Here is a 22,732-nt window from a genome sequence, read left to right on the forward strand (position 1 = left end):
TTTTTATCATGTTCTTTCATGAATTCCTGTACTTTAGCTTTATCCTCTGCTTCTTTTGTTATTCTTGCCGTGATTTCTTTTTCCAGTTCTTCTGGTGTTTTCGGCTTTAGCTTTTCCGCTACCGTTATATTCAGTCTTTCTGCCTGTGCTTCTATTTCTGTTTTTGTTAATGTATCCAACATTTCTTTTCTATCCATTTTATTATCTTCTCCTTTTTCTTTTGGTTTCTTTTCCGGTTCTATTTCCTGAAATTCCATGAATATGGGTGATTCTTGAAACTCTGCCCCATCTACTGCCGGATTAACTTTATTTGGCAGTATTGCTATTTTTGTAAGTTCATCATTAGGAAGCTCCACCGATACTCCGTTTAGTACTTTCCCATTGTAAAACTTCTTGCCTGTTTCATTTAATTCCAGATCTGCAAATACTTCTACTTCTCCGTTAGATTCCTTAAACTCATAATTATTGAATTTCCCTAAGTTTAATGGTTTTTCATCTTTTGCCCACAATGATGTATGCAGGAATATTGCATCCGTTTCTTTTGCTTTGGAGAATATATTTTTTACCTTCTCCTTATCATACTCACCTTGTGGGTATTTCCCACTTTTAAATACTTTTATCTTCACTATTTCGCCTCGTTTCTTATCTTAACTGACCTTTCTTCCACTTTATTATCCAATCCTTATACTTTATCCTCTGACCTCTATTTAAGCCCATAAATCGTCGCTGTGGGATATTCCTTTTTGGATATCCAAAATTATGGACTGCTGCGTACTTTGTATTTGTTCCAACAATAGCTTCTGTTCTTGTATTTCGTGCCCTTATGGAATTTCTTAACCTTCCTGTATTACTTAATATTCTGCTTCTGCCTTTTACTGCTCTTCTTCCCCTCTTCTTTTTAAGACCTGAATTGTATCTTGATATTATGGTATTTCCTTTTAACCCTTTCCATGGTCTGCCGTCAGTGTCTACTTCATTTCTAAACCTCATATCCACTTCTTTTTTCATATCCCTTGAGATTTTTCCTGTTAGATAAGTAATATCATACATACTCTTTACTGCTTTTACTCTTTTATCCAGATTCTTGAGATTCCTTATTACTTTTAGTTTAGCCTTCATAATTAGATACCTTCTTGTAAAGTTCCTCAGCTTCTTTTTCCTTTTGGTTTACATATCTTTTTATACCTGATATGTAATTACTTCCTATATTCTTATCAAAGCCTTTTTGAGGATTTGTCCCTATTTCTCCGCTTTCTGCTCTGTATCCGTAATTAGTCATATCCTCTTCACTCAAAGCCGTTACTCTGCTTCTACATCTGAAATGATTTGGCGGATAATATACCTCCCAGAAAGGACTGTCTAATCTATACACTTTTCCATCTAACTGTCTACATAAATCTGTCTCCCTTCCGTCTAATATGGCATCATACAGGCCGTAAATGAATCCATACTGCATACCTTCCTGTAATTGTTCCCACTGACCTACACTTTGTGCATTTATCATTGTCTGGTCAAATACCTGTCTTAGATAATATCCGTCTTTTCCAAAGCCTAAGCTTTCAATATCTATGTTCTTTTTAAAGTCTTCAAAGGTCTGGCCAAGTTCCAGATTCTTTAGTAATTCTGAATACAATGTCTTTGTTACTTCTAAATCAGTACTTCTTTTTATCCAGAAGTAATTTGTTCTGTATCTTTCCATTACTCTTTGGATCTGATCATACGTTTGGGGCTCTCTGTTTAGTAACCAGTTTATTGCCTCATTGAAAGTCATATTGAATATATCCTGCAGATCTATTTCAGAATATACGGCAAACTCACTTTTCTTTTTATACTCGGCTGTTTTACTTCTATCTTTTATCGTTAAATACTGTCCCCATAATTCTGATAAGATTAATGAATTTTCATGGTTCTTTGTTCCGGTATCTATAGTCCGAATATCTTCTATAGAAGTAATATTTTTTATTTGATCCGCTATCTTTTTACTTATTTCAGGGACTATTTGTTTCCTGAGCCTTTCCATGTATTCTGTTGTTTTTTTATTACTGTCTTCAGTATTTTTCTTGGAAAACTCCGTAAATGGGTTATTTGGCTGCTGTTCATCTTTTTTCTTTAAGCTCTTATATCCGAATACTTCCTGTAATTCCGTCTCATCTATTTCATACCCTGCCTGTGATAGCTTTACTATCTGATCCGCCTTCTTATTTACTTCGTCCTGTTCTAAGTTCTTTATCTCAAGTTCTTTTTTACGATCCTGCTGCCTGTTTATTTCTATGTAATACTGATTCGGGTCATATCCATGGATTAAACCGTCTATATCAATTATTTTGTCCAGTTCTTCCCTTACAAAAAGCGCTATTTCATCTTCTATCTTTTCCTTTTCTTCCTGATGGATTGTTCCTAATGCCTGAGTCCCATTACCATTTGCACTACCGTCATTTATGGTTAAAGTACTTCCCAGGATATTCTGAAATATTTTTCTTTCCAGCTTTTCCATTAGTAAATTATGTATTTCTATATTCAAGTCTGCAAGCCTCAACAGTACTATACTATCCTTTATCCCACCCGCATTTGGAATTCCAACTGTATTCTTATCCATCATTCTTTTTAGTTCCTGACCCGTCTTTTCCACCAGTTCATCTTCAAGATTCGGATCATAACCAAACAACACGATAGTCCCACCATACTTTTCTATTATTCCGTTCATTTTCCCTTTGATGTATTTTATTTCCTCATAAGTCTTCAATATGGGCTTTAGTAATGTTTCTCCGTATGGCTTTGTCACATCTTCGTTGTATATGGATATATGCCATTTCATTGGATTATTTAGATATATCTTCTCGGATATTTTGCTTTGTATGTAGAATTCCTTCTTTTCTTTATCATATCTGATTAATTCTCTCGGAATAAAATCCAGTCTTTCTATCTCAAAATTTTCATTGTAGATTACTTCATGGACTGTTATTTTTAGAAAAGGTGTTTTTGCCAGTTCTCTGATAAAATTTACTTTGCTTTTTATGTTATTTAGCCTTCTCTGCCCTTCTTCAAGCAGAGTTTTCTCTTGGGAATCATTAACTACACCTTTTTCACTTGTAAAGATTAATTCCCGTGAAGTTACTCCTCTTACCAATGTTGAGATTGCTGTATTTATGTCTATATATTCAAATATTTCCTGTAATTCATGAGCCTCATAAACGTTCTTATATTCAATATCATAGCCGTTTATATCAATTACATTTCTCGCTATATTTTGTAGTACGTTTTTATTTGTTATATATGACGGCTCTCTTGGCTTCCTGTTTTTCCAAAACATTTTATTTTCCTTTCCCTAACAATCTTTCTATGTCTATTCCCTTTTTAGGCTGTTTATATATCGCATATCTCATCGCGTCTATTATGTGATTAAAGGCATCTACCGGCTTATTAAGAACTCTGCTGTCCTTTGTATCCCAGATGTAGCTTGAAAATTCCGTTATTGTGTTTACGCATCTTGGATGAATGTATATTTTGTATTGCTGTAATAGCTGAATTCCATGGAGTATACTGTCTTTTCCCTTAACTGATGGCTTTATTCTTCTTATTCCGTGTCTTTTTATTTCCTCTATACTCTTCTGTTCTGCTGAATCTCCTATTATTTCTTCCTTTTCATAACCCATGTATTTTATCTGTCTTGCTATTTCATCATTCAGCATTCCGGGTTTATAGAATTCATCAAATACATAAATTTCTTTATTTTCTTCATCTTCAAGATATCCTATGAAAGCTGACGGGTCATTCGTATATCCGAAATCAAGTCCGAATCTTGAGACCACTCCTTTTCTTTTGGATATCTCCCTGTAGTCAAACTCTTTTTCTTCCCAGTTTTCAAATACAAGACCTTCTGCTATTCCCCACTCTGCTTCTCCTTCTACTCTGTATCTTTTTGGATTATCCCGTTTCATTTTCTTAAAGATTTTTCTATCATCTTCGCCCAGAAATTCATTTACTTTGTAAGTGGTAGTTAATGCCAGTATATCCTCATCTTCTGTATCAAAGAATCTCGCTTTCAGCCAGTGCCTTTCATTCCAAGGATTAAATGTGAATGTTATCTGTTTCCAGAGATGATCAGGTAATTTTCCTCTTATGGATAAATCAAGTTTATTAAAGGCATCTTCATTTGTTATTTCGTATGCTTCTTCGCTTTGTGTTACGAACAAGCCGTTTCCGCTTATCCTCTGTACATTACTGCACAGTTCAGACTATATCTTCACTCATTTGAGTGCTCCCCGTTTCGAATTCACTTGAATCCTACTCTACTCATCAGGAGATTTTCCTGCTTTCGATAGTCGTTGAACGTTTTTACTCTGTGGTATTATCTTTCTAATAACATACAGATACCTATTTTTATATCTTTGCTATTATTTTTGTCTGCTTTGTGTATTCTTTAGCCAGTTTTCCACATTTGTAAACTTCGCTGCTGATTGCCCTCTAAGTCAATTTAGTTAGGGTGTTCCAGCAATTAGAGGAGTTTATTTTTATGTGCTGAACCGATCTCTTAATCCAGCACCAACACAGATATCCTTCCGATACTGTTATTGATGTTAATTTTAGAGGATCATCAAGACCTCTAAATAAGATTTTCTGCCCTGTCGGAATGTAGCTTAATTCAAGAGGGCTTCTTGTTGCTTTCCACAGATGACTTACTCCCAGCCTCTCTGTCGCCCAGATCAGATCCGTATAGCTGCTGTCTCTCAAAGTATTAAATACTTTCCTCACTACCAGAGCATTGGAATCTTTATGTTTCATTATGTTGTATATGAGCCATAATGCCATCGTCTTGCTTTTTTTACTTCCTCTGCTACCTTTTAACAGTCTGTATCTTTCTTTTGCATTCCAGAAAGTTTTATACCCTTTTCCGACAATATCTGGCAATCTTATTTTGGTGTATTTATTCATCCAGATCATCCTCTCCGACTATCACGACAGGAACAGCTTCTGTAAAATTTAATTTTTCTGTAAACAGACTGTATCTTTTTCCGAGTAGCTCTGCTGCTTTTAATCTATCCTTAGCACTTATTTGTTTTTTTATTATTTTAGCTTCACTCATACCGTCTCCTGTACCTTCTGTAACTACAACTTCTTCTTTTATTTCACCTCGCATCGAAGATGATAAATGTTCCATTACTTCTGTTGCATTAGCTATTCTTTTACTTTGCATTTTTTCCAGTCTTGCCTCTATATATTTTTTTATACCTACTTTACCCAACAGCTCATGTGCTCTTTTCTCTGCATAGGTATCACTATATCCTGCCTTCTTTGCCGCCTCTATTGCACCACCGCATTCAACATAGAAATCTGCAAATCTTTTTTGCTTTTCTGATAACTTCATTTTTTATCACCTCCGTATGCTTAAAATAAAAAAAGCTACCGAAAAACAATGACTTTTACATCATCATTTGACGGTAGCTCAGTAGCTCCACATCCTTCACAAGATAATAAATACCCTGCTTTTATTTAATTTTCTTTTTTCTTTTTATTATATCATACTTTTGTCAATTTTGATCATGGTTGACAACAGCTTTTTTCTAATTCGTTCAATATGGCTGTGAACAGTACTTCTCGAAAGTCCTAATTTAGCCCCAATCATATATTCTGATAATCCCTGAAGCCTCAAATTATAAATTTCTATTTCTCTAGGGCTTAATTTCTCTAATGGGGTTTCTTTATTTTTGATCATTCATTTTCACTCTCCTAAACATTACTAAGTTCTTTTGAGTATTATTAGTTTTTAAAAAGGCGAGTAGTTTATCAATTCTTTTTTTCTCCCGTACCTTTTGAATTTATTTCACTCACAAGTTTTGAAAAATATTCTTCCTTTTCTTTTTCTGTTAGTGGCGTCCTTAAATCAACTATCTTCTTTAGTTTTTCCATTTCTATCCCACTTCCTTCTCAAATCTGTCTCATACATCCCATGGAATTTCCCAGCATACCATCTCACAAGTTTGCTCTTAAACTGCTTTTCCGTCACATATCTTAGTTTCGGTCTTTTCTCATAAATTTTCCCGAATATGTGGCCTAAAATTAATAATATTAGTTCCAGAGGTGCAAAGATTACACACATCATAAAATGTATCACCAAAAATAAAATTATCCGGATTCTTAAAAATTTCTCTGTTTTCATTAGCTCCCTCCATATTTCCAATTCTTAACATCTTCTAAAAACTGTATCTTTTCCAGCTTTTTAATCTCTGCTCTGTATTCCAAAGTGGCAGCACATATGTTGTATATTGTCACACATATTACAAAAGTTATTATTATCTCTTTCATTCCGCCACCTCTAATTCCATAAGCTCTGCCTTGCTCCAAGCTTTTCCGCTTTCCCATGTGATGAAGGTGAATAGTTCTTTATTTATTTTTAAATTCCACCCTTTACTTCTCCAATGGTTAAAACCTTTTGGTATATCCGGTTTATGAGAACTTAAATATAAATCTCCACTCATGTCTCTTGATAACCAAAATTCCGGCTCAATACTTTCTGCAACATCTTTCTCTTTCCTCGTAAGCTTAGGCTTTTCATTAAGCATCACTTTTAAGCCGTAGAATTCTAGTTCATCCAGATTATTTTTTGATACATTGAACATATCAATCCATTTATTCTCACCGTTTACACTCTTTGTAAGCCTCTCAAATACTAAGCTGTTCATGCTGCTACCATAATTTTCTTTAATTCTGTTTCGCTTCCCCCATTCAAAACCTTTTAATTCAATTAATCTCTCTATATTTTTTATATCCATTCTTATCATCTCCTATACTTATCAATTCTTGCTTTTAAGCTGTTTAATAATGCTTCCTGTACATCTCCTTTATCTCCGAGTGCTGCCATTACATCCACATCTCTTGTTCCTTCTGTTATCAGGTGGTGTATAAATACTTTTTTAGTTTGTCCCTGTCTGTGAAGCCTTTTATTTGCCTGCTGGTACAATTCCAAAGACCAGTTTAATCCAAACCAAATTACGTGGTTTCCTCCGGCTTGTAAATTCAGACCATATGCACTACTTGCAGGATGCGTGAGTAATATATCTATTTCCCGGTTATTCCAGTCTGTCACATCCTGATCAGTCTTTAGCTCTCTGACCCTCAAATTTGACTTTGACAAACTTTTCTTAATCCGGTCTTTGTCATGTTTGAAAGAATAGAAAACTAATGCTGATTGTCCATTTAGAGCTTCTACGAGCTCTTGGAAAGCCTCTATCTTGCAATTATGTACTTCATGGATTTTTCTATCCTCATCATAAACAGCACCATTACTCAATTGTAAAAGCTTATTTGTTAAAGCTGCTGCACTGGTCACATCTACGGTTTCTCCAGTTTCAATTAACTCAAGTATCATTTCTTTTTCTAATTCGTCATATGCTTTCTGGGCTTTCGTATCAAGTTCAACTGATATTCTGTTGTAATTTATATCTGGTAATTCCAGATAATCCTCTGCTTTCATGCTTATACAGATATCCGATATTTTGTTATGTATTGAATCTTCTGAACCATCTTTCAAATCATATGTACCAAAGCTCTGATCTCCATATCTTGTATAATTAAAATATCTTTCCCGGAAACCTGTTATATTTTTTTCCAGTCTTTGCCCTTGGTCAAGTAGATATATCTGAGCCCATATATCAATCAGCCCGTTAGGTGCCGGTGTTCCTGTCAGTCCTATAATTCTTTTTATTTTTCCAAGGACTAACTTCAGGCTTTTAAATCTTTTGGATTGATGATTTTTGAATGATGACAGCTCGTCAATTACGACCATATCAAACGGCCATGAATTCTGATAATATTCAACTAACCATTGTGTATTTTCCCGGTTAATAACATAGATGTCCGCCGGAGTATTAAGAGCTTTTATTCTTTGTTTCAAGGTCCCTAAGACCTTAGAAACTCTTAATAATCTCAAGTGTTCCCACTTTTCTATTTCTTTGCTCCAAGTAGATTCTGCCACTTTTTTTGGAGCTATTACCAGAACTTTTTCAACATCAAGCCTGCTATATATCAAATCATTTATTGCCGTTAATGTTATTATTGTTTTACCAAGCCCCATATCAAGTAATAATCCTAAACTTTTATCTGATACAGCTCTGTCAATACAATACTTTTGATAATTATGTGGTATGAATTCCATTGTTATTTAGTCCTTTCTAAGCGTTTTCTTGCTTCTCTTACCAGTCCGTCAATTTGTTGTTTTGAATCAATGATCATAACCCCAAACCCTAAATCTCTAATTTTCCTGATCTGACTGTCTTGGATTGCTCTTGTTTTTTTTCCCGGAGCTTTTAACTCTACAAAAAACGACCATCTTCCGGGCAACAACACTAATCTGTCTGGCACTCCTGCATTACCCGGACTTACAAATTTATATGCTATGCCTCCGAGTTTTTTTATTTCATCTCTCAAATATTTTTCAATATCTTTTTCTTTTAATTCATTTTTAAACATATTGTCTCCTTTTTTATTTAGGCAAATTTATCTCTAAAAGATGTAACAGATTCTATATAAGTTTATACTATATACGAAATAAACGAATTAAGCATATTAAGTAAAACGTATATATTGCATAATATGCTTAATATACATATATTATATAAAAGTTATAAAATATATGTTACATGTTACATACATATATATATAGTAGTATTAATAGTACTTTGACTATGTATCAAAAGGTGTAACATTCTCATTTTTTTGTTTCATTAATCTTTTTTAATGTTACACCTTTTCACCACTTTGTTACATCATTTTTAACTCTTAATCTGTTTATTTTAAAAAACTTTCTAATTTTTCTGTTACATTGTTACACATTTATCAAAAACGCTATTTACAAAGTCTTGAGGTGTAACACTTAATTTGCTCTTTCAAAACCTCTTTGTACCCCATAACAGCCAAATCTTAATGTCTTTTTAAGTCGATTCCATCCTGATAAGTTTTCTAAAATTAAATTTATTTCTCTTGAATCTGCTGTCTTCATATTTTTTACATCTCCGCCTAGACACTCGCACCATATTTCCAAAGCACAAATTCTGTCTCTTTTCACCATTTTTTCCTTTACTTCTATATCGAACGGGCTTCTTACATATTCTATTTTCTGTTTTAGTGTTTTAGAGTTCCAACTTTCCGGTATTTCGGTCTCCAAAAATTCCGATATTATTCCTTCTTTAGGTGAGCTTTCACTATGTTGTTTTTGCATTTCAAGGGCTATTGCTTTCGCTTCTTCTCCATCTAAATCAAGTTTTAAACCAGCTATAAAATTAACATATGCTTCTGCCCATATCTGATCCACCTCTTTTGGTAAATCATCAAACACAGATTTGGTAGGTTTTTGTTCCAGTATTACAATTGGCCAGAATCTTCTATCACCTGTTTTATCTCTCAAAAACTCCCAGTTATTAGTAGTCCCAAAAAAGACACAACGTCTGGGATGATTCCTGTTTCTATGACCAAAAGGGTCTCTGTATCTATCCTCTTGTTTTGATAAAAAGTGTTTTACGGCATTTACTTTTGACATTCCCATACCTGACAACTCCCCAAGTTCTATTATCCAAGCACCTTGTATTGTCACAGCTGCTTCTTTACCATCAAAATTATCTAAACTATTACTAAACCAAGGACCACCTAAAGTCCTAAAAAAAGTAGTTTTCCCTTTCCCCTGCCCTCCTTGTAATATGGGAGCATAATCATATTTAACTGCACCGTCTATTGCTCTGGCTACAGCAGCAGTCAAAGCTACTTTCATTACCTGTCTTGTATAATCGTTATCAACTGCCCCGAAATAATCGATTAAAAGTGTATCCAATCTTTTTATGCCATCCCAAATTAAACTTTCTAAATATTTTTTCACTTCATTTATTTTATTCTTTTTAGCTACTATACTCAGTGCATCCGATATTTTGTCTTTCCCGGTAATCTCGTAAAACTCCTCTAGATGATTTCTCAGACTGCTGTCGTCGACATCTTCCCACTCTCTTTTGACTTCTGTTTCTTCTGAGTTATCCCAAGGCAGACGACCTAATACTAAACTTCTGGTAGCAAAATCATCTAAAGCTATTTTCCCTTTTAAAAGAACGTCATTTTCTAGTATTATTTCTATATTTCTTATTGTTTTTTCATTTTTTCCATTTTGGTTTTTCTTAAGACTGTTCATCCACGATAAGTCTACATCGTCATCTACTCCGAAAGCATCAAAAGCTCTTTTATATCTATCTTTATTCAATATTTCAGCAACTTCATCAATTCCATATGCCAATTTCCGCATTTCAACAAAAGAAGGCAGCTTCCCATTTGGTGTCAGCTCTTTTGCCACATCATCAAGACCGCCAAATTTATGAAGTCTTACTAAATCAAAGGCATTACATAAAGTTTGTCCTGCCGGATCCGTTGCATGATGGGAATATACAAATTTATCATCATATACTACTGCCCCGCCGTAAGTACTCCCGCCCATAAAAGTTAATCTGTCCTTTACATCACATATCTCGTAACTGTCAGGAATAAATCTTTCTATTGCTTCATAGATATTAAATACTTTACAAAATGCCCCTATTACTCCGTCCTTTTCTGTGGGATCCTGTTGCTTTTTTACCTGATTTTCTCTTACTTTGTCATATCCCGGAACCTGTGGCCATTCTGTAACATCTTTCCAGTCTTTATATTGTGACAGTATCCAGTCTGTTTTTATAAAAGGCTTATCCTCATATTTATAAACATAATTACTATCAGAACTGCAGCTAGGCCAGAACATCAACCTTGCTACTTCAAAAGTGGTAGGATCACACAGCCCTATTCCTATCATATTACCTAATTTTCTTGCCACCGGTTCGTATTCATCAGAGGTCATACTGCGATCAACAGGGATAATAACTCTTAATCTTGGCTGATAATCTGAATGTTTTCTTGTTGAATATACAGCATATCCAATATTAAGGCTGCTTATTCTTTTTAATACTTCCTCTGTTTTCCCAGCTTCTATATTATCCAGATCAAGAGTTACGAGATCCCTTGATAGTATATTTGTATTTCTTCTCTTACCTTCTTTGAGCTTCCCGCCTACAAAGCCACCCACATCTTTTAACCCATCCTGATCCGGTTTTTTCATAGCCAAAAATTCTTCTAAAGTTTCATCAGTACGAACTGGTGTTTTTATTTTATTAACAAAATCAGACCACTTCATTACTTCCGTTTTCCACTCTATCGACTTTCTACTATTACCATTACTGATTACTATATCCCTGTTGTTCTCCATTTACTTCTCCTTTCGCTCTACCTTTCCGGTTCCGTTACACAATTCGCAGTCTATAAAATTTTCACCTTCATCAGTATGAAAACCATCACCGCCACAATTAGGGCAGATATCAGGTTCATAATATCCAGTTTTTATTCTTTCCAATGTCCTGTCTATTTTCTGTCTTGCTATTTCTATAATTTCACCTCTTTTACCATGTTTAAAGAAACGCTCTAAAAGATTCACATCAAGGATATAAAATTCAAGCATAGGGATTAGAACAAATTCTAAGAAATCGATTTTATTTATTTGTTCTGCTACAACATAACAATCTGTTAATTCTTCTAAAATTTTAGATATATCTGTCTTCTTAGACCAAAGCGCCTTTATTGTGTTTTTATTACACAGGTAGAATTCTCTGATTGCTCGCTCAAATTCTTCCAGTTCTTCCAACAATTTAGCTTTCTGATTTATCTCACCAAAATGATTCTTTATCGTTTTCAGTTTATTTTTATATTCTTCATTTAAATTACTTAACATTTATTAATCACATCCTTAAATATATTCTGTTTAGTCTTCAAACAATCTACTGATTTCTTCCAGCCTCTCATTCATCTTCTTCACTTTTTTATTTACAGCTTGTCGCGTAACTCCCAACATCTTCCCTATATCTCCCTGTTTATATCCCTGTTTATGGTGCAAGTCGTATATTTGTAGTTCTTCTCTGTTTAAAACTAGCTTCTTGATTATTGTTTTTAATTTATTTCTTGACAAAGTGTTTATAAAGTCTATTATTCTTCCGGATTTTAATATCTCGTCTAATTCCCACATAAAATCCTTTATTTTCATTTCTTCTATATCTTCCACAGTAACAATAGATTTCGGAAATAAATCCTCTCCGGCTACTTTCAGCATTATTAGTTCTCCGATATCCTTATCAAGAACTTTATATTCTTTGTATTGTATCGCCATCCATAACCTCTAATCTTTCTTATAGTAATAGCTTTCGAAACCATCTGCATTTAATAATAATCCGTCAGCCCAGTTAATATTCTGCCCCATTATGTTGCAAATTTCGTCCACTGTTACACTTTCTTCTGTTTCGACTACTATTTCATCGTGAATATGCATTACTATCTTAAATCCTTTATTTTTCACTCTTATTAAGCTTTCTGCCAAACAATCCCGGGCAATAGCCTGTGTTACATTCTCCACAAGTTTTCCACCGTAACTTTCCTGTGTTTCCCATTTCCTCGTTGTCTGATTTACTCCTTTGTATGTTATTACTGTTGCATTCCAACTATTTAATCTTGTCCCTGGTGATGCATAATATAATTTTCTTTTGCTTGGCAGCTGTATCGTCATAAAATCAAGACCGGTTATAAAATCATATTCATAAGCCAGTATCAAGCCTTTTATATTTACCGATTCTTTATTTTCTATTACATAGGCGGCTGCATTCCCTAATTGTTGCCACAGATCATAAATTCTTTTATTTGATGATCTCCACCTATAAACAATATCCTGAAGTTCATCATCACTCAGTCCCATTTTGTCAGCTCCCATTGCTTTAAGTGCACCCACGCTACCGCCATAGCCAAGTGCCAATTCTGCTATTTTCCCCTTTTGTCTTAATTCATATTCCTTATTGCCTTTTACTATTCGCTCTATCGGAACACCAAACATCTGACTTGCCGATGCTTCGTATATTTTCCCATGGGTTCTGAATACATTCTGTCGCCATTCCTCCCCTGCAAGCCAAGCAATCACCCGTGCCTCAATTGCAGAAAAGTCCGCTACTACAAACTTTTTCCCAACCTCAGGTATAAAAGCCGTCCTGATGAGCTGGCTTAATGTATCTGGAATATTCCCGTAAAATAATTCTAATATTTCTATGTCATTATTCTTTACAAGTTCCCGTGCTGTATCAAGTGTATCTAAGTAATTACGGGGTAAATTTTGCACTTGCACTAATCTGCCTGCATATCTTCCAGTTCTATTTGCTCCGTAGAATTGTAACAGCCCCCGTACACGATCATCTGATCCGGCTCCTTCTCTCATCGCTACATATTTTTTAGTGCTTGTTTTTGATAGTTCCTGCCTTATTTCCAGCACCCTCTTAACATCGCCAACTACAGTCTCCACTAATTCTGATACTGTCTCTTTTTGTAAATTGTCTATTTCCAACCCCTGTGATTCCAACCATGGTTTAAGCTGTGCTGTACTATTAGGATTCAAAACACCTGTTAGCTTTTTAGCTTCTTCTTGTAGATCATTTGATACTTTTTCATCAATGTAAAGAGCATTTTCAACCATTCGTTTATCTATTTTCACGCCCTCGGAATTCATTAGAATATCAAATCTCCATAAATCCCATTCTTTATCTGGTACTGGGAATATTTCAAAACGTCTTAACACTTCCATCTCTGTTATAACATCCTGTACACAATAATCTTTAAATATCTGCCATTTTTCAGGCTCATGGCGTGGTAAATTCCTTAGTCTCCCGCCATTTGTCTTAGTTGCCTTACAGGGGATACTAAAATATTTTATTAGATTCTTCCCTGCTGTACTTTTAGATTTATCTTGTGATAGTCCAAGTGCTTTTCCTACCTGTTCCAATCCTGCCGGATAACCACAATATAATCCTTGAATCATGGTGCACTGCCATTGTGCTATATCTGTCTTGTATCCTGCCTGATTCAGACACCACCACTCAAAAGCAGCATTGTATGCGTGCTTTATACAATCAGAACCATTTAAAAGTTTTACTATTTCATCAGGAATTTTTTCACCCTGGGCAAGATCTATAATTTTAACAGGACTATTATTTAAGGAGTATGCAAACAAAAGTATCTCAAAATCAGGGCTTTGTGCATATTTATATGCTCCGGAAGTTTTTATATCTACAGAGCTGTATGTTTCTATATCTATATTTAAATGATTCATTTTCATCTCCTGTCTTTTAAAACTAAGAACGGCCAAAATTTAGCCGCTCCTATGTTGTATTTTTATACTATTACTTCTCCTGTCAAATCATCATATTTTACTTCACCGAATACATCAGCAGACTTCTTAGGAGCACCACCTAAAGGTGTCCCGTCAGCTACTTTTTGAACATTACTGAAACTTACGCTTATTCCTTTTTTCCCACTATTAAAGTATGGGAAAAAATTTATCAGTACTCTTGCATACATACCTGAATAAATTTCTGACTGATCCAGTATAGGATTAAGCTGTCCGTCCACTACATCAGGTTTGTATGATGCACTTGCTTTTACGTTAAGAATATAATGTCCTTTACATTCAGGACCATACTCTGTACCAGCTACAGGTTTTATTCCGTCTCCGTCATGATACGGTGCGGAAATATTAGGCGGCATTGTCCCACCCCATTTTTTCCCTAGACCTTCTCTTTTAGCTTCTTCTATTGCCTCTCTTATTTTTGCCATTGTTGCTGTATCCGATTTTGGAATTAATAACTGACAGCTGTAATTTATCTTAGTTGGATCATTCTTATCTGCCTTTGGTGTAAATAACACCGGAAAATTCAATCTTACTTTACCTGTCACTACTTCTGTTTTCTTTAAATTCATATCATATCTCTCCTTATATATTATTTTTACCGAATACATCTTCGGCTTTTCTTTTAGTTATTGCTTCTCTTTTATCACTTTCAGGAACTAATGTAGGTTTTCCCGGAATAGTTTCTATCATATCCCCTACCCATTCCTTAAAATCCTTTTTACCTATAACCGTCTCCATTTGAGGCACTGTTAACATTTTTCTTTCAAACAGTAATTCTTCCTGTATCCCATGCTCTTTCAATTTTCCTACAGCCACATCAGTATCTGTGAACTTTCTTCCTGCTGATCTGCCTTGTACAATCTTCCAGCCCTTTACTTCCTCACCTTTTTCAATAGCAGAGTATATTTCAGCTTTTAATTCTCCAAGCCATTTATCAAGTTCTGCTCCTCTTTGCAATGCTTCTGCTTTCTCGTCATTAGTAAGTAACGACCCTTTTTCTTTCAGTTCCTCCAAAGCAAAGTAATTTTCTGCTCTTGCTCTGCAACTGCCTTTTACTTTACAAAATTTACAATGTTCCCCTGGATTAAATTCTCCCTCACCTGCAAATGCTCTTTGTGCATTAGGTTTTATTACAGTTTCAGCCCAATTCAGAAGGTCTTCTGTTTTCATACTAAATACTGATATGTTTTCCAACCTTGGTTGCACAATATGCATTTCTATATGCTTAATATCATAAAATAAAGAATATTCAAGATATGCTCCTAATGCATATAACATCAATTGAGGATTATCTTCCGCATACACCGGCACACCTTTCCCATATTTCAAATCTAATATGTATAGCCGGTCACCGCTTATAATAATAGTATCCGCTGTACCGAATGCCTCAGGCACATAACCCTCAAAACTTACTTTCTTTTCTATTTCTATATATGGGCTGGTACTAAATGACATTGCTATTGCTTTTATATGATCCACGTATTCATCTGTATAACTGTCAATTTCATTTTGCCAAAGTCTGTGTTTTTTTAATTTATTGTATTCTGTTGTATAAGTTTTTTTTGCCATGCCTGTTTCTATAAAATATTTTCTTAGTTTCAGCTCAGCAAGAGCATGAGCCAGTGTCCCCTCTTCTGCATATTCAGATGTTGTATTTTCCACAGTTTCCTCTAATCTTGCAGAAGGATTACAGTTCATCCACCTGCTAGCCCCGCTTGCACTAAGTATTGCATGGGACATTATATATTCGCCCCCATTTCCCGCAAGTCTGCTGCAAACTCTCCGTACCTTTCCTCCGAGATATTCATTAAGCCCTCTACTCCATATTTTTCTTTTACAAGATTTTGTAATTGCTCTCTTTTATCGGCTCCTAATCTTGCAAATTCAGCTGATGCCTTTGATAACTCATCTCTTGTATAAACTCTTGTCGCTGTTTCAGGTTGGGGTGTTGGTTCAGGTGACGGTTCAACGGGTTCAGCAACCGGTGTTGTTTCTTCCTGTACTTTAGTCTCCAGCACACTCGGCTCTTGAGTTGTCTCAGCTACAGGATTACTATCAGGCACAAACTCTGTATTTTCCTGTGCTACATCACCTATATTTTTAATACCTGCTAATGCCCCTGCCAGTCTATCTATGCACTCTATGGTCTTTTTATCCATACTAAATGTCATTTTAAAATCCATACTTGATTCCTCCTCTTAAATTTGGTATAATTAATTGACTAAAATTAAAATTAAACTTTAATTTCCTTACATGACTGTGTTCCCGCACGGTCATTTTTATTTCTCTCAATAAAATGATTGCACACCATTCCTTCTGCTCCACAGTAATACTCTGATTCTTTTTTAGTAAGTCTTTTGTATGCATAAAGCATTTCTTTTCCCTGAAATATAACTCTGCCGAAACTGTCATTTTTCCGTAATTTTAACTTAGGTTCGCCGTTTACCATCAACACCAAGCCCCCCCCCGATTTAAAAACAGGTCCTATAGGAAGATCGTTAAACTCTATTGTTTTCATTTATTCACCTTCTTCCAGATACTTTTCAAACCTATTAACAGCCCACCATAATTCGCCTTTTATATAGTGTTTTTTCCTGACTGTAGTTTCTGCAATATTTACGTGTTTATTACTTAGCTTAATGTATGATCCTTTTTTATCCTTCTGAACTTCGGCAGTCCACCAGTCTTTTGAACCTATTACTGCTAACATTAGATTTACCTTATTAGCTATTGTTACGACTCCTATAATTTCAATTCCTTTTAGTTTTTCCATACCTTACACCTCACTTTCTGCAATTCTTTTTCTGGCCAATTCCATATATTCAGGGTTTAACTCTATCCCTATACCATCCATACCTAATTCTTTAGCTACTTTTAAAGTTGTTCCGGATCCTAAAAACATATCAAGCACTTTTCCGCATGGCGGACAACCTGCAGATAAACACCGTCTTACCAGTTCCTCTGGGTATGTTGCAAAATGCGCTGCTTTTACCCCTATTGTTGCTATATTCCAAATATCACCTATATTTTCAACATCTTCATCTGATAACAAATTCTCCCATACAGTACGCATGTTTCGACCTTTATCACTTACGACTGCCAACCATTCTTTTTTTACATCACGCATCCTGCTCTTTGGTCTATTTTTTAATTGTTCCTGATCTAAATACTTGTGACTTGTTGGTATTATTCCATTTTTAAAAGCTTTCAACGTTTTTTCTGCATACGGTTCGTATTGTTTTTCAAAATAATATTTTTGATTTTTTGTAAAGAAAAACACCTCTTCAAAATCATTAGTGAATCTATCTTTCACACTCTCCGGCATTATGTTCGGTTTTCTCCAGATTATTTTATTTCTAAGTATCCACCCAGATTCAATCATATAAATTGCAAACCGTTCCGGAATACATAATCGTGATTTTCTTTTTATCTTAGTTTCTCTTTTTAAAATTTCATAATTTTCACCTTTTAAAAATCCTTTTCGGCCACGAACTGGTATAGCAGCATTATTCGAATAAGTATCACCTAAATTTACAAAAACTGTACCAGTATCTTTTAAAATCCTATACACTTCATCAAATATCCCCATAAGATTTTCAAAATATTCCTCTAGAGTTTCCTCTAATCCCAGCTGGCCATTTATTCGATAATCTCTTAATTGCCAGTATGGCGGACTGGTTACAACGCAATCGATGCTATTTGATTCTAAAGTTTTTAAAACTTCCAGTGCATCGCCTTGTATAAATTCCAATTTCTCACCCTCCAATCACAATATTATATTTTTTACCGAATTCAGCATTTTCAACCTTAACATCTTGCTCTTTCATATGATTTGCTTTAATTTTCCGAATTGATTTTTTTACCCGTCTGTTTCTTGTTAAGTTTTTCCAGAATTGTCTTATTGTCATCTTATTTCACCTCTTTCATTAATTCTTTTATTGATGTGGGTTTCTCATCTTCCCATATCGGCTGACCACAGCAGTCACACACTATTCTCCCGTTGCTTACCATCGGGTTTTCAAACATTTTTCTTATCATGATTTACACTCCTGTCTATATAAATTTTTAATTATGGGTTCTAACACAGGAACCGCTATACTATTACCAGCCTGTTTATACATTTGACTGTTTGCCCTGTCTTTTCCTTTATAAAACTTATTATTTAGGGCAAGCCTTGCTTTCTGATAAGCTTCATCAGTAAACCCCATTAACCGCCAACACTCGTTTGGCGTTAACCGTCTGATCCTTAAAGTACAATCTGTTACAAGCTGTTTGCGTGTTTTTTCAACATATCCTTTTAAATCTGCACCTTTGCCTATGTTTGCAGTAATACAATTTGATACATCTTTATCGATTAAAACTTTTATTCCCTCACCTTTGTTTGTTGTCAATGTAGGAGATAACCCAGAACTACTAAATACTTGTCCATTCTGTCCTTTTTCGCTGGGGTTAACATTCCCTATTAAATATAAGCCTGTCTTTGCTCCTAATCCTCCACCATTGGCGTTTTGAGTGACTGCTATATCTGTTGTATAAACTCTTTCTCCTTGTGAGTTTTTATCTGTTAAACTTCCTATCAAAGTTACACCATGTCTGTCCTGTGCAGTTAAAGTAAAACTAGGATCATCATTATTTTTAAATCTTCTCCCGTTTTGCCTTTTTTCTAATCGGTCAGGAGTAAGTGTCGGTAAAACTAAATTATTTCTTATTTGTCCACTTACTACAGCTCCAGCTATTTCATTTCTTAATATATAACCTTGTTTTCCTAATCTTGATATAAACTCTTCTACTTTTTCATCTTTCAAATAGTAGTTTTCTGGTACTTCATTATCGAGCAAATCCCTAAGTCTTAATTTCAATTCTTGTTTTTCTGGGAACTCGTAAGGCTTATGCTCTCCTAAAATACTTATTACGAAAACCCTTTCACGATTCTGAGGGATTCCATAATCTTTTGCATTTAGTACTTGCCAGTAATTCGTATATCCCAAACTTTCTAGTTTCTCAATCCAACTGTCAAAATCAGGCTTATGTTTTTTTTGTATAAGTGCTTTTACATTTTCCAGTATCAGTACCTTTGGTAAGTTTCCTATTATTGCAGATGTATCAAGTAGTCTTTCAACCTCTAACAATAAACCGGACCTGGTATTTTCTTTAATTCCTTTACCATATCCTGCGATTGATATATCTTGACATGGGAACCCATATGTAAGTAAATCACATGGCGGTAAGTGCGTTATTTCTTTAATATCTCCCAGATTAGGAGTTTCATAATCATCGTGTATTGCTCTGTATGCTCCTATTGCATATTTATCTATCTCAGAGAAGGCCACAACTTTATGATCTATATTTTGATTTTTTAGTGCCTGCCTAAAAGCCCCTATGCCTGCAAATAACTCAAAAACTTTTATAGGTTGTCTCACAATCTCCTCTCTTTCTTATTTTTTAAAGGACACTTTGGATGAGGTTTGCCATACCACGGATGAACTCCTAATCCTGTCCCGTCATAACCATCCCCCGGTGCAATCTTACAAAAGAATCTGGTACTTATCCAACCTCGATTATATCCTTTTAAATACTTACAGTCTTTACATAGCATCTATAATCTCCTCTCTTCCGGCTCTGATACTAAACAGTATTTTCTTAATTCGTCGTATACTCTCCATGCATCAGCCTCATCATTTAGCGGTATTTCCGCTGTTTCAGTCTTTACAACATATACTTTTTCCATACCTTGCTCAATCCTCCACCATTCATTAAATTGTTTTCTGCTTATATGACAGTCATATTTTCCCGGAGAAGTTTCTACACATATACCATATGGTGATCTGCCTTGTATTATTGCGTTTTTAATTGACATATATTTATAACCTGTGATCTTTGAAGCTTCTGTTAAAGTTAAATTTTTATATTTCCGATCCCCAGTTCCCAGATACTCCTCAAATTGCACACGACTTATCAAATATACCCAGCGACCCTCTTTTGTTTCAGCACCATAACCAAATGAACATTTTTTCTGTCTTATTGCCTGCTGTAAAAATACATCTCCTTTTCCCATTTCGTAGGCAGCCTCATGAAGTTTCATAGCCACTGGGTCATTCTCAAATAGTTCTTCTACTGTCTGGTTCATTGGTTCACCTCTATAATTTGTCTGACTTCTTTTAATTTTTTCTTAAATATGTTACTATTGCATTAATAGATACTCCACATATCTATTAAATATTTTTTGAAAGGAGCGTTTTATATGGCTAAATTCCAAGGTGCTTTAGTTACAGAACAGGGTATTACTTTTGGAATCGTAATAGTTAAAATGTCTCTCCTAAGATCGTCATCATCTTCAATTGAAGATTTTAGGAATAGCTGCGTTTCACTTTTCCCCGGAGTACCGATTATTTTAATGGCTCAAGACTCACGAGGTATCCCCACTTATCATGGGAGAAAAGACATAGTAAATTTCTTAGCAAGTATCGATTACACCAGAATTCCATGGCGCGAGTATAGCTATTAGGATAAAGAGTGATTAATTTCGCTCTTTTTTTATTTTTTGCGGTTTCAAAGTAGATGAAAATTTCTTTAATTCCATATACTTTTTATATATTTTCTTTAATTTTTTTATGGGTACATCTTCAAACTTTTTCATAATTTTTCCTCCTCTATAATTTTTCCAGTAATCTTAAAATTACTTTCCCGACTTCTATTCTGTCATTTAGTGTTCCGCTGTCTTTGAAATCTTCCATATACTTATCAATCATAGTTTCTATGATTTCTTTCTTATAACTGTTTTTAGATGTGGGTTTCTCTCTAACAGACATTTCTTTTAATACTGTTACAGTTCTTGTTATCCCCTGCCCTTGCACTTCTATGTATCCGCCAGTTTTTAATCTATTGATATACGCTTTAACATTGTCATAATCTATTTTCAGGTTATCTGCTACTTCTCTATTCATTGCTTTTGGATTATCCCGTAGATATTCCAATACTGCATTTATTTCTGTCATTTTGATACCTCACTTTTTTATTAATTTTATGTTATAATATATTAACCTCATTCGAGAGGCGGTGATAGCATGGCTAATAAGAAACAAACTAGTAAAAAAGTAGCTTCCACAGCTTCAAAAATTTTGAAAGATGGTCGTACATCAGCAGCTTCAAAATCTGTTGCAGGAAGTGCTCTTTCACAAACTCGTTCTACCCCTAAAAAGAAAAAATAGAATTTTCTTTCAACACTTGATATAAACCTGTCTCTAGGGAACATATCAAGTGTTCGTTTTTATTCTCCTCGTCAAACCCTAACTGTTCCAATATTCCGTGTATTATTTCATGCAGTAGTGTACTTTCCTGATATTCTGGACTACAGTCTTTACGGATTTTAATTACTTGTTTTAAATAATCAATTTCACCGAATTGGTCAGAGTCATTATTTATTTTTTTCACATACTTAATTTTATATATTTTCCCCAGTATATTTATCTCTTTTAGCACTTTTACACCCTATTCTCCTATTGGCATATTTACTATACTATTACTTCCCTGTACTTTTGGAAGTTTTCCATCCCACTTATCAATATACATTTTTCTTAATACTGAGGGTGTCAGAGATTCAGTTAATTTTTGATTTGCCTGTGCTTCCAAATCTTTTAATTTTAGATTTGTTTCTGCAGTTTTTATTCTTTGCTGATTCTCTATCTCTACTTTCATGGCATTCTGTTGTGCTACTTTCTTGGCCTCTATAGCTTTTTCAAATGCATCTGAAAAATCATGATTTATTATTGATACTTTTGTTACCTGAATTCCATATGGCTCTAGATCGGTTTTCAGATTATTGAATATATCTTGTGACAACTGTTGTCTTTTTTCCACTACTTCTTCAATTGTATATTTGGCAGTATTTGCCTGTACTATCTCCGCTATTCTCGGTTCCAAAAGTCTAGTCTTATAATCATTTTTAAAATCCTCATAAAGCTTTAATATATTTAATATTCTGTATTGAACCGCTATTTCTGTATCTATTGTTTGTATGTCCTCCGATGATACTGAAAATTTCGATTGGATTTTCTGCTCCCGTGTTTCTATTTTTGTTTTCCCTTCAACCAACGGTATTTTGAAATTCAATCCTGCTTGTTTTGTTCTTACGACTTTACCAAATCTTGTTATTACTGCTGTTTCTCCTGTCCCTACAGTGAAAACAGATGGTAAGGATATTATTATCCCTATTAAAATTAGAATTCCTACACCTATTTTCACATAATCTTTTTTCTCTAATTGGATATCTCCATATTCATTTCTTTTCATTTATATTCCTCCTTTTTATTTTTTAATATTTAAATTTGTGTTATAATCCCCTTATCCTATTTTGAAAGGAGATACTATTTTGAAAAATGTTTACGCTTGCCTTTTAGGCGAATGGGTTAATTTAAATAACGATTCTGACAGTCTAATTGAAGGCAAAAGTCCATACATCTG

Annotated in this window: 33 protein-coding genes; 2 read left to right on the forward strand and 31 right to left on the reverse strand. The window is 34.5% G+C overall.

The window, feature by feature from the left end; genetic code table 11:
• The 28 genes from NK213_RS14760 to NK213_RS14885 form a co-directional block, all read right to left on the reverse strand.
• Window positions 1-626: hypothetical protein (locus tag NK213_RS14760; RefSeq protein WP_253350407.1), on the reverse strand; the 626-nt coding region annotated here is incomplete at its 3' end.
• A gap of 16 nt (window positions 627-642) precedes the next feature.
• Window positions 643-1,119: a phage virion morphogenesis protein gene (locus tag NK213_RS14765; RefSeq protein ID WP_253350408.1), complete on the reverse strand. Its 477-nt coding sequence runs from the start codon at window positions 1,117-1,119 to the stop codon at window positions 643-645.
• On the reverse strand, window positions 1,109-3,310 hold the full coding sequence (locus tag NK213_RS14770) for a phage minor head protein (RefSeq protein WP_253350409.1): 2,202 nt from the start codon (window positions 3,308-3,310) through the stop codon (window positions 1,109-1,111). The genes NK213_RS14765 and NK213_RS14770 overlap by 11 nt, the downstream gene beginning before the upstream one ends.
• 1 nt (window position 3,311) lies before the next feature.
• Entirely contained in the window at window positions 3,312-4,193 is an 882-nt protein-coding gene (locus NK213_RS14775) for a PBSX family phage terminase large subunit (protein WP_253350410.1), read from the reverse strand.
• A 271-nt stretch (window positions 4,194-4,464) separates the two neighbouring features.
• Window positions 4,465-4,932, reverse strand: a complete 468-nt coding sequence (locus NK213_RS14780) for a phage terminase large subunit (RefSeq protein ID WP_253350411.1) — start codon at window positions 4,930-4,932, stop codon at window positions 4,465-4,467.
• The gene (locus NK213_RS14785) at window positions 4,925-5,365 is read right to left on the reverse strand and encodes a terminase small subunit (protein ID WP_253350412.1); all 441 of its coding nucleotides are present in this window, start codon (window positions 5,363-5,365) and stop codon (window positions 4,925-4,927) included. The genes NK213_RS14780 and NK213_RS14785 overlap by 8 nt, the downstream gene beginning before the upstream one ends.
• A gap of 147 nt (window positions 5,366-5,512) precedes the next feature.
• Window positions 5,513-5,713, reverse strand: a complete 201-nt coding sequence (locus NK213_RS14790) for a LuxR C-terminal-related transcriptional regulator (RefSeq protein ID WP_253350413.1) — start codon at window positions 5,711-5,713, stop codon at window positions 5,513-5,515.
• A 71-nt stretch (window positions 5,714-5,784) separates the two neighbouring features.
• Complete coding sequence (locus NK213_RS20465) at window positions 5,785-5,907, reverse strand: hypothetical protein (RefSeq protein WP_256478763.1); 123 nt, start codon at window positions 5,905-5,907, stop codon at window positions 5,785-5,787.
• A complete protein-coding gene (locus tag NK213_RS14795; RefSeq protein ID WP_253350414.1) occupies window positions 5,882-6,157 on the reverse strand; it encodes a hypothetical protein in 276 nt (91 codons plus the stop codon). Before NK213_RS14795 ends, NK213_RS20465 begins: the two co-directional genes overlap by 26 nt.
• Window positions 6,157-6,303, reverse strand: coding sequence for a hypothetical protein (locus NK213_RS14800; protein ID WP_253350415.1), 147 nt, complete (start codon window positions 6,301-6,303; stop codon window positions 6,157-6,159). Before NK213_RS14800 ends, NK213_RS14795 begins: the two co-directional genes overlap by 1 nt.
• Window positions 6,300-6,770 carry a hypothetical protein gene (locus NK213_RS14805; RefSeq protein WP_253350416.1) on the reverse strand — a complete coding sequence of 157 codons (471 nt, stop codon included), beginning with the start codon at window positions 6,768-6,770 and terminating at the stop codon, window positions 6,300-6,302. The genes NK213_RS14800 and NK213_RS14805 overlap by 4 nt, the downstream gene beginning before the upstream one ends.
• A gap of 5 nt (window positions 6,771-6,775) precedes the next feature.
• Window positions 6,776-8,152, reverse strand: a complete 1,377-nt coding sequence (locus NK213_RS14810; RefSeq protein ID WP_253350417.1) for a DEAD/DEAH box helicase — start codon at window positions 8,150-8,152, stop codon at window positions 6,776-6,778.
• 2 nt (window positions 8,153-8,154) lie between these two features.
• The gene (locus tag NK213_RS14815) at window positions 8,155-8,466 is read right to left on the reverse strand and encodes a VRR-NUC domain-containing protein (RefSeq protein WP_253350418.1); all 312 of its coding nucleotides are present in this window, start codon (window positions 8,464-8,466) and stop codon (window positions 8,155-8,157) included.
• Window positions 8,467-8,869: 403 nt separating this feature from the next.
• Complete coding sequence (locus NK213_RS14820; RefSeq protein ID WP_253350419.1) at window positions 8,870-11,266, reverse strand: virulence-associated E family protein; 2,397 nt, start codon at window positions 11,264-11,266, stop codon at window positions 8,870-8,872.
• A complete protein-coding gene (locus NK213_RS14825; protein ID WP_253350420.1) occupies window positions 11,267-11,785 on the reverse strand; it encodes a hypothetical protein in 519 nt (172 codons plus the stop codon). It abuts the gene before it with no gap.
• Between the two features lie 30 nt (window positions 11,786-11,815).
• The gene (locus NK213_RS14830) at window positions 11,816-12,217 is read right to left on the reverse strand and encodes a MarR family transcriptional regulator (protein WP_253350421.1); all 402 of its coding nucleotides are present in this window, start codon (window positions 12,215-12,217) and stop codon (window positions 11,816-11,818) included.
• A gap of 9 nt (window positions 12,218-12,226) precedes the next feature.
• The gene (locus tag NK213_RS14835) at window positions 12,227-14,194 is read right to left on the reverse strand and encodes a DNA polymerase (protein WP_253350422.1); all 1,968 of its coding nucleotides are present in this window, start codon (window positions 14,192-14,194) and stop codon (window positions 12,227-12,229) included.
• A gap of 62 nt (window positions 14,195-14,256) precedes the next feature.
• On the reverse strand, window positions 14,257-14,841 hold the full coding sequence (locus NK213_RS14840; RefSeq protein WP_253350423.1) for a DUF2815 family protein: 585 nt from the start codon (window positions 14,839-14,841) through the stop codon (window positions 14,257-14,259).
• 13 nt (window positions 14,842-14,854) lie between these two features.
• Entirely contained in the window at window positions 14,855-16,012 is a 1,158-nt protein-coding gene (locus tag NK213_RS14845; protein ID WP_253350424.1) for a DUF2800 domain-containing protein, read from the reverse strand.
• Window positions 16,012-16,455, reverse strand: a complete 444-nt coding sequence (locus tag NK213_RS14850; protein WP_253350425.1) for a hypothetical protein — start codon at window positions 16,453-16,455, stop codon at window positions 16,012-16,014. Before NK213_RS14850 ends, NK213_RS14845 begins: the two co-directional genes overlap by 1 nt.
• A 50-nt stretch (window positions 16,456-16,505) precedes the next feature.
• Window positions 16,506-16,790 (reverse strand): hypothetical protein, encoded by a 285-nt coding sequence (locus NK213_RS14855; protein ID WP_253350426.1) that lies wholly within the window; start codon window positions 16,788-16,790, stop codon window positions 16,506-16,508.
• Window positions 16,791-17,045, reverse strand: a complete 255-nt coding sequence (locus NK213_RS14860; RefSeq protein WP_253350427.1) for a hypothetical protein — start codon at window positions 17,043-17,045, stop codon at window positions 16,791-16,793. It abuts the gene before it with no gap.
• 3 nt (window positions 17,046-17,048) lie between these two features.
• Window positions 17,049-18,023: a site-specific DNA-methyltransferase gene (locus NK213_RS14865; protein ID WP_253350428.1), complete on the reverse strand. Its 975-nt coding sequence runs from the start codon at window positions 18,021-18,023 to the stop codon at window positions 17,049-17,051.
• A gap of 4 nt (window positions 18,024-18,027) precedes the next feature.
• Window positions 18,028-18,180, reverse strand: a complete 153-nt coding sequence (locus NK213_RS14870; RefSeq protein ID WP_253350429.1) for a hypothetical protein — start codon at window positions 18,178-18,180, stop codon at window positions 18,028-18,030.
• A 1-nt stretch (window position 18,181) separates the two neighbouring features.
• Complete coding sequence (locus tag NK213_RS20470) at window positions 18,182-18,310, reverse strand: hypothetical protein (protein ID WP_256478764.1); 129 nt, start codon at window positions 18,308-18,310, stop codon at window positions 18,182-18,184.
• On the reverse strand, window positions 18,307-19,692 hold the full coding sequence (dcm, locus tag NK213_RS14875) for a DNA (cytosine-5-)-methyltransferase (protein WP_253350430.1): 1,386 nt from the start codon (window positions 19,690-19,692) through the stop codon (window positions 18,307-18,309). Before dcm ends, NK213_RS20470 begins: the two co-directional genes overlap by 4 nt.
• Entirely contained in the window at window positions 19,689-19,868 is a 180-nt protein-coding gene (locus NK213_RS14880; RefSeq protein WP_253350431.1) for a hypothetical protein, read from the reverse strand. The genes dcm and NK213_RS14880 overlap by 4 nt, the downstream gene beginning before the upstream one ends.
• The gene (locus NK213_RS14885; RefSeq protein WP_253350432.1) at window positions 19,869-20,399 is read right to left on the reverse strand and encodes a hypothetical protein; all 531 of its coding nucleotides are present in this window, start codon (window positions 20,397-20,399) and stop codon (window positions 19,869-19,871) included. It lies immediately after the preceding gene.
• Between the two features lie 114 nt (window positions 20,400-20,513).
• Between NK213_RS14885 and NK213_RS14890 the strand changes: the two genes are divergently transcribed.
• The gene (locus tag NK213_RS14890) at window positions 20,514-20,777 is read left to right on the forward strand and encodes a hypothetical protein (RefSeq protein WP_253350433.1); all 264 of its coding nucleotides are present in this window, start codon (window positions 20,514-20,516) and stop codon (window positions 20,775-20,777) included.
• A 145-nt stretch (window positions 20,778-20,922) separates the two neighbouring features.
• Here the strand turns inward: NK213_RS14890 and NK213_RS14895 are convergent, their stop codons facing one another.
• Window positions 20,923-21,267: a winged helix-turn-helix domain-containing protein gene (locus tag NK213_RS14895; protein WP_253350434.1), complete on the reverse strand. Its 345-nt coding sequence runs from the start codon at window positions 21,265-21,267 to the stop codon at window positions 20,923-20,925.
• 69 nt (window positions 21,268-21,336) lie between these two features.
• On the opposite strand from NK213_RS14895, the gene NK213_RS14900 reads away from it, so the two are divergent.
• A complete protein-coding gene (locus NK213_RS14900) occupies window positions 21,337-21,480 on the forward strand; it encodes a hypothetical protein (RefSeq protein ID WP_253350435.1) in 144 nt (47 codons plus the stop codon).
• Here the strand turns inward: NK213_RS14900 and NK213_RS14905 are convergent.
• Both NK213_RS14905 and NK213_RS14910 read right to left on the reverse strand, forming a co-directional pair.
• The gene (locus tag NK213_RS14905; RefSeq protein WP_253350436.1) at window positions 21,464-21,751 is read right to left on the reverse strand and encodes a hypothetical protein; all 288 of its coding nucleotides are present in this window, start codon (window positions 21,749-21,751) and stop codon (window positions 21,464-21,466) included. The two genes, NK213_RS14900 and NK213_RS14905, sit on opposite strands and share 17 nt — an antisense overlap.
• Before the next feature lie 9 nt (window positions 21,752-21,760).
• Complete coding sequence (locus tag NK213_RS14910; protein WP_253350437.1) at window positions 21,761-22,561, reverse strand: prohibitin family protein; 801 nt, start codon at window positions 22,559-22,561, stop codon at window positions 21,761-21,763.
• Between the last annotated feature and the right edge of the window lie 171 nt (window positions 22,562-22,732).

Origin of the sequence: Sebaldella sp. S0638 (genome assembly GCF_024158605.1) — a bacterium.
Lineage (GTDB): Bacteria > Fusobacteriota > Fusobacteriia > Fusobacteriales > Leptotrichiaceae > Sebaldella.